This is a genomic window from Pseudomonas iridis (assembly GCF_017980685.1).
Lineage (GTDB): Bacteria > Pseudomonadota > Gammaproteobacteria > Pseudomonadales > Pseudomonadaceae > Aquipseudomonas > Aquipseudomonas iridis.
Map to the genome: position 1 here is coordinate 521,857 of NZ_JACXXO010000001.1, position 12,280 is coordinate 534,136.

13 protein-coding genes are annotated in these 12,280 nt (G+C 58.4%); 2 read left to right on the forward strand and 11 right to left on the reverse strand.

Annotation, left to right across the window (positions count from 1 at the left end):
- Positions 1-52: 52 nt before the first annotated feature.
- From IEQ42_RS02500 to IEQ42_RS02535, 8 genes are all read right to left on the reverse strand, one after another.
- The gene (locus IEQ42_RS02500) at positions 53-688 is read right to left on the reverse strand and encodes a phage tail protein I (protein WP_210702449.1); all 636 of its coding nucleotides are present in this window, start codon (positions 686-688) and stop codon (positions 53-55) included.
- Positions 685-1,680: a baseplate J/gp47 family protein gene (locus tag IEQ42_RS02505; protein ID WP_210702450.1), complete on the reverse strand. Its 996-nt coding sequence runs from the start codon at positions 1,678-1,680 to the stop codon at positions 685-687. The genes IEQ42_RS02500 and IEQ42_RS02505 overlap by 4 nt, the downstream gene beginning before the upstream one ends.
- A complete protein-coding gene (locus IEQ42_RS02510) occupies positions 1,677-2,009 on the reverse strand; it encodes a phage baseplate protein (RefSeq protein ID WP_047291927.1) in 333 nt (110 codons plus the stop codon). The genes IEQ42_RS02505 and IEQ42_RS02510 overlap by 4 nt, the downstream gene beginning before the upstream one ends.
- A gap of 14 nt (positions 2,010-2,023) precedes the next feature.
- Positions 2,024-2,632 carry a phage baseplate assembly protein V gene (locus tag IEQ42_RS02515; RefSeq protein ID WP_210702451.1) on the reverse strand — a complete coding sequence of 203 codons (609 nt, stop codon included), beginning with the start codon at positions 2,630-2,632 and terminating at the stop codon, positions 2,024-2,026.
- A gap of 3 nt (positions 2,633-2,635) precedes the next feature.
- A complete protein-coding gene (locus IEQ42_RS02520) occupies positions 2,636-3,157 on the reverse strand; it encodes a hypothetical protein (RefSeq protein ID WP_210702452.1) in 522 nt (173 codons plus the stop codon).
- Between the two features lie 71 nt (positions 3,158-3,228).
- On the reverse strand, positions 3,229-3,567 hold the full coding sequence (locus tag IEQ42_RS02525; protein WP_047299923.1) for a phage holin family protein: 339 nt from the start codon (positions 3,565-3,567) through the stop codon (positions 3,229-3,231).
- A gap of 111 nt (positions 3,568-3,678) precedes the next feature.
- Positions 3,679-4,254 carry a DUF642 domain-containing protein gene (locus IEQ42_RS02530; RefSeq protein ID WP_210702453.1) on the reverse strand — a complete coding sequence of 192 codons (576 nt, stop codon included), beginning with the start codon at positions 4,252-4,254 and terminating at the stop codon, positions 3,679-3,681.
- A gap of 571 nt (positions 4,255-4,825) precedes the next feature.
- Positions 4,826-5,569 (reverse strand): LexA family transcriptional regulator, encoded by a 744-nt coding sequence (locus tag IEQ42_RS02535; RefSeq protein ID WP_210702454.1) that lies wholly within the window; start codon positions 5,567-5,569, stop codon positions 4,826-4,828.
- Between the two features lie 202 nt (positions 5,570-5,771).
- Between IEQ42_RS02535 and mutS the strand changes: the two genes are divergently transcribed.
- Positions 5,772-8,351 carry a DNA mismatch repair protein MutS gene (mutS, locus tag IEQ42_RS02540; RefSeq protein ID WP_210702455.1) on the forward strand — a complete coding sequence of 860 codons (2,580 nt, stop codon included), beginning with the start codon at positions 5,772-5,774 and terminating at the stop codon, positions 8,349-8,351.
- Between the two features lie 163 nt (positions 8,352-8,514).
- Complete coding sequence (fdxA, locus tag IEQ42_RS02545) at positions 8,515-8,838, forward strand: ferredoxin FdxA (protein ID WP_007908827.1); 324 nt, start codon at positions 8,515-8,517, stop codon at positions 8,836-8,838.
- Positions 8,839-9,442: 604 nt separating this feature from the next.
- On the opposite strand, the gene rpoS is transcribed toward fdxA, so the two are convergent.
- The 3 genes from rpoS to IEQ42_RS02560 all read right to left on the reverse strand — a co-directional run bounded on the left by rpoS (position 9,443) and on the right by IEQ42_RS02560 (position 12,276).
- Complete coding sequence (rpoS, locus tag IEQ42_RS02550; RefSeq protein WP_047299921.1) at positions 9,443-10,453, reverse strand: RNA polymerase sigma factor RpoS; 1,011 nt, start codon at positions 10,451-10,453, stop codon at positions 9,443-9,445.
- A gap of 106 nt (positions 10,454-10,559) precedes the next feature.
- Positions 10,560-11,429 carry a peptidoglycan DD-metalloendopeptidase family protein gene (locus IEQ42_RS02555; protein WP_210702456.1) on the reverse strand — a complete coding sequence of 290 codons (870 nt, stop codon included), beginning with the start codon at positions 11,427-11,429 and terminating at the stop codon, positions 10,560-10,562.
- A gap of 211 nt (positions 11,430-11,640) precedes the next feature.
- Complete coding sequence (locus IEQ42_RS02560) at positions 11,641-12,276, reverse strand: protein-L-isoaspartate(D-aspartate) O-methyltransferase (RefSeq protein WP_170947254.1); 636 nt, start codon at positions 12,274-12,276, stop codon at positions 11,641-11,643.
- Between the last annotated feature and the right edge of the window lie 4 nt (positions 12,277-12,280).

The following is a 12,280-nucleotide window of genomic DNA, read 5'->3' on the forward strand; positions in this document are numbered from 1 at the left end:
CCGTTTCGTAGGCAATCCCTGCGTTGGTGAGCAGGGTGTAATAGTCAGCCATTCAGGCCCCCTGAGGATAAATAGTGGATGTTTCGACGGTGTACATACCGGCAGCCATGAATGCCTCTCCCGAGGTTTCAAGCCCTTCGATGAACACCGGATAAACCGTGGTCAGTTCGCCGCAGAAGGTCGCGGCGCCGATGTAATGGCTGCCGAATGCACTCAGCCCGACCGACACCGACAGAATGTCCCGTTCGCTCTTGGCATCCGCCAGACGGCGGTCGAGACGGGCGTCGATTTCGGCGCTGTAGGGTTGGTCGCTGAAGGCGCGCACGGAAAAACTGTACGGCGCGCCGGGCGGTGTCTGTTCGTACCAGGCGCGGATTTCCGGGCGCAGTTGCAAACCCTTTGCGGCGTTCTCCAGCGCTTTGCGAGTGCCGGCCTGGCGCGCGGTGGGCCAGGCGAGTTCGACGGTCAGGCGCTTTTCCGCTTCCGGTGCAGTCGTGCTCCATTCAGCGACGCCACGATCGGCTGCCAGATACGGCAGAAACGCGACAGGCGTTTCGCTCGGATTCATCAGTTCGGGAAACGGCGGCGCGATGCGATCAAGCAGTGCGCCGAAGCCAAGATCCAGCCCTCGCTCCAGTGCCGAACTGTTCGCCGGCAGCAACGTCGGGCGCTGAGTTTGATCGCTCATATTGTCAGCACCTCGACTTCGACTGCCGTGCAGTACGGCGCTTCAAACGCACTGGTGATGATCGAATCCAGCGGCTCAAGAATTTGCAGTTGCACGGCGCCGGCGCTGTGCAGCGTGTAGTCGATCCAGCTCGGATCGACCCGGCCTTCGAGGCGATGACAACTGTCGGCGTAGGCCTGCAATTGTTGTTGCGCGGCGACTTTGGTCAGACCCGAGTCCGGGCCGGAATTGATCTTGGCAACGACACGGATTTTGTAGCGCTGAATGGCCGCAGCCTTGACCGTGACCCGATCTGTTTCCGGGCGAACATCGGGCCGGGCAAAGTGTTGGCGAACGCCATTGAGCAATGCCTCGGAAGGCGTGCCGTCACCGTCGCGGGAAAGCACAGTGACCTGCACTTCGCCGGGCGCGGTGCGGCGACCGTTACCATCCTTGACCTGCGCGGCGAGACCGTCGGGGTTGAAGGTGTAAGTGACGTTCACCACGCCGGCATCGGACGACTCGACTTTCACTGTCGGCCGCTCGCCGAGGGTGAACACTTCGCGGCGATACTGCATTCGCGAACCCGCCGCCGGGGCATGGGGCGCGAGGTAATAACGCAGCCGCGCATCGTCGTCGCTTTCATAAATCGCCGGCACCGGTGGGAAGGCTGCCGGATCGCCCGGATCGAGCAACTGACGCTCCAGGCCCATGTCGGCCAGCCGTGCATCGAGGTTGCTGCCGGTTGCCCACCACGCCAGCATCTGCTTGATACGGGCGTTGTATTTGCGTTCGTGGGTTTGCAGCCGGACACAAAACGCTTCAAGCGCAAGCGTCAGCAATTCGCTTTCGTTTTCCAGGCTGCTTTTGAGTTTCGCTGCGCTGTCCGGTGCTCGGGCGCCGACGTATTCGACGACGAAGGTCTTGAACTCGGGGAGCAGATCTTCGAAGGCTTCGACGGTGATCAGCGAAGGTTCGGCCAATTGGTTCTGGCCGGGGATCAACATGCTCATGTCACTACCTCGAAAGTCTGTTGACGGTTTTTCCAGGTGCCGGCGAAACGCAGCAACAGACCGGCGCCCTGGCGGCTGGCGACGATCACGCTCGGCTGAAAATCGCTGATCCCGTTCTGCGTGTTGTAGAACGCCTGAGCCGCGTGGCTCTGAGCCAGAAGCAGGACGTCGTCGCCGAGGTTCTGCCCCAGCAGCGTGGGGATCAGCGAGCCATAGAGGGGCCTTTTTTGCCGGGTGCCCAGCGGCGTGGTCAGGGCTCGGGTCGCGCGCTGCACAAACTGCAGCCAGTCGTCGACCGTGGCCCCGCTGTCTCTGTCGATTCCGATCATGGGAGGCTCTTGAATCAGGGACTGATAACACGGCCCTGGTGATCCACCAATGGGCCGCTGAAGTGAACGCCCGAAGCGTCGATGGTCAGGCCGACGGCGCCCAGTTGCAGGTTGATCACCTGCGGGGTCAGCGTCAGTCGCGCCGGGCCGATGCTCAGTTCAAGCGATTCGCGAGACCCGTTGAACGCCGCCGGGCCATTAAGCCAATTCAGCGTATGCGTGGCGTCGTCATAACCGCTTTCGCTGCCGTCCTGATGCACGCGGCGCGTCAGCGTCGGTACAGTCGAGGTGGGCGGAAAACGATCACTGTTCAAGCCGAACAACGCCACGCTCTGCGCGCCGCTTTCACCGCTGCCGTAATTGAACAGCAGGCACTGCTCGCCCACCGTCGGTATCCGCGATTCGCTTTGAGCGCCAGCGCTGGGGTTGAAGAACTTGATCGATGGCGTCAGCAATCCACCGTGGCTGACCTTGCAGGTGTTGCTCGCCGCGTCGGCTTCCTGACAGATGCCGATGCGGCAGAAACTTTCGGCGCGTCGGTGCAGGTCTTCGATCTCCGCTTCCATCTCGGCCAGCCGTTCAATGATCGGGCCCAGTTGCATGCGCAGTAATGCGTCAAACATCGGTCAGGCCTCCAGCGTGGTGTATTGGTCGGGGTCGTCGATGTTGCTGACTTCCCAGGTACGGGCGAATTTCGGGATGCCCAGCGGGTCGTCGAGCAAGGTCGGACCGAGGTAAAGGGTCTGGTTGAATGACAACGTCCAGGTTTTGTATGGCTGCTCTGTGCGGATGAGCAATGACGGCAAGCCATCGATGTTCATCGGCAGATCGCATTGATCGCCGGGCAGGCTCCAGCGGTTGTCGGTGATCAGGTTTTTCAACACGGCAATCAGATCGCACGCTGCAAATGCCGTGGCGGCAAGCGCCGGGACGACTTGCAACGACACCGTCATGACATGAGCAATTCGCCCATCAGCGGCGCGCACTCCCGATGCATTTCGGTCGAAGTCGATTAACACCCAAGCCTGTTCGCCAGGTGCGGTGAAATCGTCGTGATTGCCGACATTGAGGTTGAGCGCGGCGGTGTTACGCAGCGTCGTCGCGATAGCTGTAAACAGTTGCGACGGCTGCTGGATCGGTGTGGGCATGCATGACCTCCTTTTCAATCGTCCACGCGCAGCCCTGCCGCCAAAATGGCGGCACGGAGAAACAGTCGGGGTTATGGCTGGTCGCGCGGCGGAACTTCGCAGACGCCGATGCGCTTTGCGGCCCAGCGTTCGTACAGACCGATGGCCACGTCGGCGCCGGCCATGGCGGTCAGGCAACCAAACGCGCCGGCGGCCCAGATCGACAATCCTGCGGCATACAGCAGCATGATCGCCGACACGCCGCAGATCATGCAGGCGCCGGAGCGCAGGGCCAGGCGCCGCAGCAGTGACCAGCCACGGGCGCCCTCTTTGTCTGCGCGCCACATTTCGCCGGACACCCCGCCCACTACGGCAAGGAGGATGACCAGCCAGATCGGCATTTCTGCCAGCGCTTGTTGCTCGCTTGTCATGTCACGCCTCCTGAGGGTGATTGATGAAAGAAAGGGGCGTGAGCAGGCAACACCCGATCGGTGGCGCTTTTCACGCTTGAAGTAAATACAGCAGCTTTCTGGCTATAGGCGTTACAGACGTTCAACAATGACGTTGTCGATAAAGGCAAAGTTGGTGTTAGGGTTCTGCTCGTTGGAAAATGCCACGGTAGTCTGCGACGTGGTTGCGGTGAAATCGTAGGTAATGGGGGCCCACTCTACTGCAACGCCCTTAGCCGTCGGTGTGTTGAATGTGGCTGTTTGTCCAGCCACTTTCACCTGAACAACACCGTCGCCGGAGCGGCTGGCAAACCGGGAGTTACCCGCACTGAAGGTCAGTCGATACTTGGCACCTACCGCGGTGGCGAAGTTCTGCTGAATCCCACCACCATTGCCGTAAACATAATTGGCGAGATCAACGATCATTACGCCATCTGCAGCCACAGAGCCACCAATCGCATTCGGCATATTGAAGTACTCCGCACCGGACAAAAAAGTTGTCCAGCCGGTGATGGCATTCGCTTTCGCCGGAGTGTCCAGAATGCAGCCGCCACCGCATGTCGATTGTTCAAAACTGCCATTGACCAACAGGTTGGCTGCAAGAACGTTTGTACCCGTGCCGAGCAGCACAGCGCAGGACAGGAGCGGAACGAGGTATTTCTTCAACATATGTTTTCTCTCGATTATGAGTTTTGTATCAGGGGAAATGCCGTTGGATCGCATCCAATAACGAAGGCGCCTTCACGCCGGTGATACGGCGTAATGCGCTAAACGAGGTAGGCATTCCAAAAAGCCCGGCCATTGGCCGGGCTTTTCAGTAATGCGCTCCTTCGCCTTCCTTTAAATCCTGTGTTCAAAAAAGGAAGCTGACTTTTCGGCGCTACTGGCGCGGTACGAGTCCATTCAGATTGTTTTTCCGACCGCGGTCCCTGCCCGCCGGATAACTGCTTGTGGTGCTTTACGCTGCACACCCGGGTCAGTTGCCAACCCTCTGAACCGTTAAGGCCGGTTCATCGCTGCCTGTTCTTGTGGAACTAAAGAGCTTTCGTTTCCAGCCGCTTTGTCGAGCGGCTTGGTGGCAATAATATGCATGGATGCATATACAGTCAATGCACAAATGCATTTATTTATGCGCAAGAAATGCGCTCACGCATGAAAGCCGCATAGATCAAGGTTCCGAGGTCTTTTGACGGGCGAAAAAAAACCCGCCGATGGCGGGTTTTATCTGAAAGCAGTGTGATTACCGGGCGTACATGCCCCACCAGAAGACGTGACCAAGGATGACGATTTGCTCCTCCTGGATTTCCTGGAAGCTGTAGTCCTCGTCCGGGTGCTCGTCACGATTGAAGCTGCGCAGGCGAATGCCGGTAGGCAAGCGATAGAGTTGCTTCACCCGCAACTGGCCGTTGTGGTTGATCGCGTACAGATCACCATCAATGATGTCGCCGATGCCGCACTTGCCCGCGTTGACACCCACGGTGGCGCCGTCACGCAGTACCGGCAACATGCTGTTGCCACGCACGGTCACGCATTTGGCCTGGTCGAACTGCACACCGTTATGGCGCAGGCTGCGCTTGCCGAAGCGCAGGCTAGAGCGTTCGCTCTCTTCGATGACGAATCTTCCTGATCCTGCTGCCAATTCAACCTCGCGAAGAAACGGCACCGACACCTCGTCGTCATCGACAGGTGTGTCGTCGTCCCACAGCATTATGTCCTTGAGTTCTGCGTGTACGTCACCGCGCCCGGTACCCGCCGACGGCGCGACATCCGCGCGCCCGCGCAACTGATCGGTGCTCACGGCGAAGTACTCGGCGATCTTCGAAATATGTTTATCCGAAGGATCGACGATCTTCCCGCTGAGAATCCGCGAGAGAGTGGATTGAGGCACGCCGGTGCGACGGTGGAGCTCCGTGGGGGAGATCCCGTGCTGATCGAGCAGTGCTCTTAAGACGGAGGATACGTTGCGTTTTTGCATAACGCGCATAATGCTTGAAGTTATTCGCCAAGACAAATGCTGATTTGCATAATCAATGCATATAGCGTCTTTTCGACGAAGGAAATACACAGCGACCCGCGATGCCTGCGTCGAGCAGACTCCCCATGGTAACCTTGCGCCCATCGCGGAAAAGCCCGGTCGTTGTCCCCGCTTTTGCCCTACATCTTTTAACGAGTTGCCTGACAATCCGATGAATAAAGCCGTCTCCGATCTGTCCTCCCACACCCCGATGATGCAGCAATACTGGCGCCTGAAGAATCAGCACCCGGATCAGCTGATGTTCTACCGCATGGGTGACTTCTACGAGATCTTCTATGAAGACGCGAAGAAGGCCGCCAAGCTGCTCGAAATCACGCTGACTGCGCGCGGGCAATCGGCGGGACAGGCGATTCCGATGTGTGGGATTCCTTACCACGCCGCAGAAGGTTACCTGGCGAAACTGGTCAAGCTTGGCGAGTCGGTGGTGATCTGCGAGCAGGTCGGCGATCCGGCCACCAGTAAAGGGCCGGTTGATCGTCAGGTGGTGCGGATCATCACGCCAGGCACGGTCAGCGACGAGGCGCTGCTCGATGAGCGCCGCGACAACCTGATTGCCGCCGTGCTGGGCGACGAGCGCCTGTTTGGTCTGGCGGTGCTGGACATCACCAGCGGCAACTTCACCGTGCTGGAAATCAAGGGCTGGGAAAATCTGCTGGCCGAGCTTGAGCGGGTCAACCCGGTGGAACTGATGATCCCGGATGACTGGCCGCGGGATCTGCCGGCGGAAAAACGCCGGGGCGTGCGGCGTCGTGCGCCGTGGGATTTCGAGCGTGATTCGGCGCTGAAAAGTCTCTGCCAGCAATTTTCCACCCAGGACCTGAAGGGCTTCGGTTGCGAAAACCTGACACTGGCCATCGGCGCTGCCGGATGCCTGCTGGCCTATGCCAAGGAAACCCAGCGCACCGCCCTGCCCCACCTGCGCAGCCTGCGCCACGAACGTCTCGATGACACTGTTGTGCTCGACGGCGCGAGCCGGCGCAATCTGGAGCTCGACACCAACCTGGCCGGGGGCCGCGACAACACTCTGCAATCGGTGGTCGATCGCTGCCAGACCGCCATGGGCAGCCGTCTGCTGACGCGTTGGCTGAACCGTCCGCTGCGTGATCTGACCGTACTGCTGGCGCGTCAGACATCGATCACTTGCCTGCTCGACCGCTATCGTTTCGAAAAACTGCAGCCGCAACTCAAGGAAATCGGCGACATCGAGCGGATTCTCGCGCGAATCGGCCTGCGCAATGCGCGTCCGCGTGACCTTGCGCGCCTGCGCGATGCCCTTGGTGCGCTGCCGGAACTGCAAGTAGCGATGACCGATCTGGAAGCACCGCACCTGCAAAGTCTGGCGACAACCACCAGCACTTACCCGGAACTGGCGGCACTGCTGGAAAAAGCCATTATCGACAACCCGCCTGCGGTGATCCGTGACGGCGGCGTGTTGAAGACCGGTTACGACAGCGAACTCGACGAGTTGCAATCGCTGAGCGAAAACGCCGGCCAGTTCCTGATCGATCTGGAAGCCCGGGAAAAGGCTCGCACCGGGCTGTCCCACCTGAAAGTCGGCTACAACCGTATTCACGGCTACTTCATCGAGCTGCCGAGCAAGCAAGCCGAATCGGCACCGGCGGATTACATCCGTCGCCAGACCTTGAAAGGTGCCGAGCGTTTCATCACGCCAGAGCTGAAAGAGTTCGAAGACAAGGCGCTGTCGGCCAAGAGCCGCGCCCTCGCTCGCGAAAAGATGCTCTATGAGGCGCTGCTGGAAGATCTGATCAGCCAGTTGCCACCGCTCCAGGACACCGCCGGCGCGCTGGCCGAGCTGGACGTGCTGAGCAACCTCGCCGAACGCGCACTGAATCTGGATCTGAACTGCCCGCGTTTCGTCAGCGAGCCGTGCATGCGCATTACTCAGGGTCGTCACCCGGTGGTCGAGCAAGTCCTGACCACGCCGTTCGTGGCCAATGACCTGAGTCTGGATGACAACACGCGGATGCTGGTGATCACCGGCCCGAACATGGGCGGTAAATCCACCTACATGCGTCAAACTGCTTTGATCGTGCTGCTGGCACACATCGGCAGCTTCGTGCCGGCGGCCAGTTGCGAACTGTCGTTGGTTGACCGAATCTTCACCCGGATCGGTTCCAGTGATGACCTGGCTGGTGGCCGCTCGACCTTCATGGTGGAAATGAGCGAAACCGCCAACATCCTGCACAACGCCACCGAACGCAGTCTGGTGCTGATGGACGAAGTCGGACGCGGTACGAGCACCTTCGACGGCCTGTCGCTGGCCTGGGCTGCGGCCGAGCGCTTGGCGCATCTGCGCGCCTACACGCTGTTCGCCACGCACTATTTCGAACTGACCGTGTTGCCGGAAGCCGAGCCGTTGGTGGCCAACGTCCACCTCAACGCAACCGAACATAATGAGCGCATCGTGTTCCTGCACCATGTGCTGCCAGGGCCTGCAAGTCAGAGCTACGGCCTGGCGGTCGCGCAACTGGCGGGCGTACCGAGCGAAGTCATCGTGCGGGCGCGGGAACATCTGAGTCGACTGGAAGAGACCGCGCTGCCCCATGAAGCGCCGAAACCGGTCAAGGGAAAACCCGCAGCGCCGCAACAAAGCGATATGTTTGCCAGTTTGCCGCACCCGGTGCTGGATGAGCTGGCTAAACTGGACATTGACGACATGACTCCGCGTCGTGCTCTGGAAATGCTCTATGCGCTGAAGAACCGGATATAAGCACTGAAGAACCGGATATAACGCAAACGGCTTCAAGCTGTTAGAATCTCGCGCGGTTTGGGATGCTGCTGGCTAATAGCCTGGCCAGCAGACATCGCTCCCGAACCTGGCGACCCCAACCGTGAAGGGGCAACGCTGCCGCCGCCTGAGGAGAGAACTAGAAATGACCTTCGTCGTCACCGACAACTGCATCAAGTGCAAGTACACCGACTGCGTAGAAGTCTGTCCGGTGGACTGCTTTTACGAAGGCCCGAACTTCCTGGTGATTCACCCGGATGAGTGCATCGACTGCGCCCTGTGCGAACCAGAATGCCCGGCCGTAGCCATTTTCTCCGAGGACGAAGTTCCGGAAGAGATGCAGGAATTCATCCAGCTGAACGTTGAGTTGGCAGAAATCTGGCCGAACATCACCGAGAAGAAAGAATCTCTGCCGGATGCCGAAGAGTGGGATGGCGTCAAAGGCAAGATCAAAGACCTCGAACGCTGATCTGTCACGCGCTCGAAAAAAGGCCCCTCTTGCGGGCCTTTTTGCTTTTGCGGTTTTTACTTTTTTGCAGACAAAAAAAGGGGCGGTTTGACCCGCCCACATTTTTCCCTATTCCCTGTGTTCCCTTTCATCGTCCTGATGAATCGCATCCTGCGATGTCCATTCCCCTCTTCCTTGAAGGGCGTGTCTGTCCGTCGACACAACCCCGATACTAGAGAATTTCCCGGCAAGAGCAATGCGTCCTGAGCGCTCAAACGGTTCGTCACAAGCGATTCATATTAAAAAATAAGCTTATTAATCAATAGGTTAAAATCATCCCATCAAAAAACAGACGCCTTCCACCGTGTAAAAATAACGAACACTTACGAAACAGTAAGAAAAGGCTTACAGAGCGAGACTACAAATCTCGACCGATAGCTTTTGTAGGAGTTGCCGAAGGCTCGGCCGCGATCGGAAGACCTTATGACTTTGCTTTTAAGAGTCCAGATCAAAAGATCGCAGCCTTCGGCAGCTCCTACACACAAAGCCGAGATTCGACGCGAATTCCAGGCAACAAAAAACCCCGAACCAGTCGGGGCTTTTTGCGGGTGGTCGTTTGAAACGCTTACTGGAACAGCGACTCGCTCGACAGGCCATTCTTCTCAAGGATTTCGCGAAGTCGCTTGAGGCCTTCTACCTGGATCTGTCGTACCCGTTCCCGGGTCAGGCCGATCTCCAGGCCTACATCTTCCAGCGTGCTGCTCTCGTGGCCGCGCAAGCCGAAGCGGCGGATGACCACCTCACGCTGCTTGTCGGTCAGCTCCGACAGCCATTGATCGATGCTCTGCGACAAGTCATCGTCCTGCAGCAGTTCGCATGGATCGGTCGGACGATCATCAGTAAGTGTGTCCAGCAGGGTTTTATCCGAATCCGGACCCAGCGAGACGTCGACCGAAGAAACACGCTCGTTCAGGCCCAGCATGCGCTTGACCTCACCTACCGGTTTTTCCAGCAGGTTGGCGATTTCTTCGGGTGAAGGTTCGTGGTCGAGTTTCTGCGTCAGCTCCCGTGCAGCCCGCAGGTACACATTGAGCTCCTTGACCACATGGATCGGCAACCGGATGGTCCGGGTCTGATTCATGATCGCGCGCTCGATGGTCTGACGAATCCACCAGGTCGCGTAGGTCGAGAAGCGGAAGCCGCGCTCGGGGTCGAACTTTTCTACCGCGCGGATCAAGCCGAGGTTGCCCTCTTCGATCAGATCCAGCAGCGACAGCCCCCGATTGACGTAACGCCGGGCGATTTTCACCACCAGCCGAAGGTTACTTTCAATCATGCGCTTGCGCCCGGCCGGATCGCCACTTTGCGACAAGCGCGCAAAATGAACTTCTTCCTCGGGGGAGAGCAATGGGGAAAAGCCGATTTCGTTGAGATACAACTGCGTGGCATCGAGTGCCCGAGTGTAATCGATGTATTTATGTTGTTTGAGTGAAGCAGATTGTTTGGATTTGGAACGAACGGAAGGTGGAGCAGCCCCTTCATCATTCGACATCGAAGATTCCGAATCGATGCCGGCCTCCATAAGGAGAACCTCATCGTCGATGTCAAACTCCGGCACTTCTTTACTGAGAGCCATTGTTATAGTCCTTTGGTGAGTTCGACCCCAAGCTCAAGCGACGCCTCTATCCTTGGCAACGCTGGAGCCTGTCCCCTCTACGCGACGGAACAGGCTGGATTGCAAATCAACGCCTTGGCAGGAACTGCAGCGGATCTACTGGTTTACCTTGTCGGCGAATCTCAAAATGCAGTTTCACCCGGTCTGTACCCGTTGACCCCATTTCGGCAATTGTCTGTCCGACTTTGACCTGCTGTCCCTCCCGAACCAACAGCCTGCGGTTATGTCCGTAAGCACTGACGTAGGTTTCGCTGTGTTTGATGATGACTAATTCGCCGTAGCCCCTTAAGCCACTCCCGGCGTAAACCACCGTCCCATCAGACGCAGCTAAAACAGGCTGTCCCAAATCTCCGGCGATATCAATTCCTTTATTCAAACTACCGTTTGAAGAGAATTTACCAATCAGAATGCCATTAGATGGCCATCCCCAGCCGTTCGGGGCTGGGCCGGCAGGAGGCATTGGAGCCGGGGTTTGCTTGTTGGCGACGGACGGTACAGCACCCGCAGAACCGCGGGTTGTGGTGGTCGTTGTGCCATTTGCCTGGCGCCGGATTACCGTGGTTTTGCTGGACGATGAAGGCGAGGAACTGGCGCTGCTCACCACGGCAGTCGGCGTTGATCCGGTACGCCCGTCGAAGCGAATTGTCTGACCCGGATGGATCGTATACGGCGTAGGAATATTGTTCCGCGCCGCGAGGGCTTTGTAGTCCCAGCCGTAGCGAAATGCGATGGAAAACATCGTATCGCCCGGACGGACTACATATTGACCGGTCGTCACGGTAGGACGCTGTGCGGCCGCGCCGTTGCGATCGACTACCCGGACATTGCTCGATTTGGTGCTGGAGCAACCCACCAGCAAGGTGCTCAAGACAAGGCCAGTCACCAGGCGCTGAAAGCTCGTGTTACCCATACGCTGCGCAATGACAGTGAGACTCACCCGCCGCTCCCTTTGTGGTGGCTGAAAAATTCGAATGCCGAACTCCGGCATGAGGTGTCGCAAGTATAACGGGCCGAATCGGCTTTACCTTTAATGAAGCGAACTCGCTTCACGCACACGTTTGCAAGCTGACAATCTGCTGCGTTTAAACGATCGCTGCTGGTGTAAGACCGAGGCCAGCGAAAGGAATTCAGCACCGTTGAACAAATGCTCAGGCCAGTGGCCCATTGAGCAATGGCACGAAACGCACGGCGCCTAAAACGTGTCGAGAAAAACCATTTTCTTCGCGCACGATCAGCATCAATTGCTGCACTTCTCCGGAACCGACCGGAATCACCAATCGCCCGCCCGGTGCCAGTTGATCAAGCAACGCTTGCGGCACATCGGTGGCCACGGCAGTGACAATAATGCCGTTGTACGGTGCCAGCGCCGGCCAGCCTTCCCAACCGTCCCCCCAACGAAACACCACGTTGCGCAGGTTGAGTTCGACCAGACGTTCCTTGGCCCGATCCTGCAAGACCTTGATGCGCTCGACCGAGAACACCCGCTCAACCAGTTGCGACAACACGGCAGTCTGGTAACCGGAACCGGTGCCGATCTCCAGCACCTTGTCCAAGGGGCCCGCCTCCAACAGCAGCTCGCTCATGCGCGCCACCATATAAGGTTGGGAGATGGTCTGGTTATGGCCGATCGGCAGCGCAGTATCTTCATAAGCGCGGTGCGCCAACGCTTCGTCGACGAACAGGTGACGCGGCGTGCGCCGGATGACTTCCAGCACCTTGGCGTTGGACAGACCTTCTTCATACAGACGCTGGATCAAACGCTCCCGGGTGCGCTGGGACGTCATGCCG

What these genes read in the sequence shown, in the direction of transcription:
- IEQ42_RS02500 (WP_210702449.1), bottom strand. Translation starts at nt 688, where the DNA reads ATGAGCGATCAAACTCAGCGCCCGACGTTGCTGCCGGCGAACAGTTCG.
- IEQ42_RS02505 (WP_210702450.1), bottom strand. Translation starts at nt 1,680, where the DNA reads ATGAGCATGTTGATCCCCGGCCAGAACCAATTGGCCGAACCTTCGCTG.
- IEQ42_RS02510 (WP_047291927.1), bottom strand. Translation starts at nt 2,009, where the DNA reads ATGATCGGAATCGACAGAGACAGCGGGGCCACGGTCGACGACTGGCTG.
- IEQ42_RS02515 (WP_210702451.1), bottom strand. Translation starts at nt 2,632, where the DNA reads ATGTTTGACGCATTACTGCGCATGCAACTGGGCCCGATCATTGAACGG.
- IEQ42_RS02520 (WP_210702452.1), bottom strand. Translation starts at nt 3,157, where the DNA reads ATGCCCACACCGATCCAGCAGCCGTCGCAACTGTTTACAGCTATCGCG.
- IEQ42_RS02525 (WP_047299923.1), bottom strand. Translation starts at nt 3,567, where the DNA reads ATGACAAGCGAGCAACAAGCGCTGGCAGAAATGCCGATCTGGCTGGTC.
- IEQ42_RS02530 (WP_210702453.1), bottom strand. Translation starts at nt 4,254, where the DNA reads ATGTTGAAGAAATACCTCGTTCCGCTCCTGTCCTGCGCTGTGCTGCTC.
- IEQ42_RS02535 (WP_210702454.1), bottom strand. Translation starts at nt 5,569, where the DNA reads ATGCGCGTTATGCAAAAACGCAACGTATCCTCCGTCTTAAGAGCACTG.
- mutS (WP_210702455.1), top strand. Translation starts at nt 5,772, where the DNA reads ATGAATAAAGCCGTCTCCGATCTGTCCTCCCACACCCCGATGATGCAG.
- fdxA (WP_007908827.1), top strand. Translation starts at nt 8,515, where the DNA reads ATGACCTTCGTCGTCACCGACAACTGCATCAAGTGCAAGTACACCGAC.
- rpoS (WP_047299921.1), bottom strand. Translation starts at nt 10,453, where the DNA reads ATGGCTCTCAGTAAAGAAGTGCCGGAGTTTGACATCGACGATGAGGTT.
- IEQ42_RS02560 (WP_170947254.1), bottom strand. Translation starts at nt 12,276, where the DNA reads ATGACGTCCCAGCGCACCCGGGAGCGTTTGATCCAGCGTCTGTATGAA.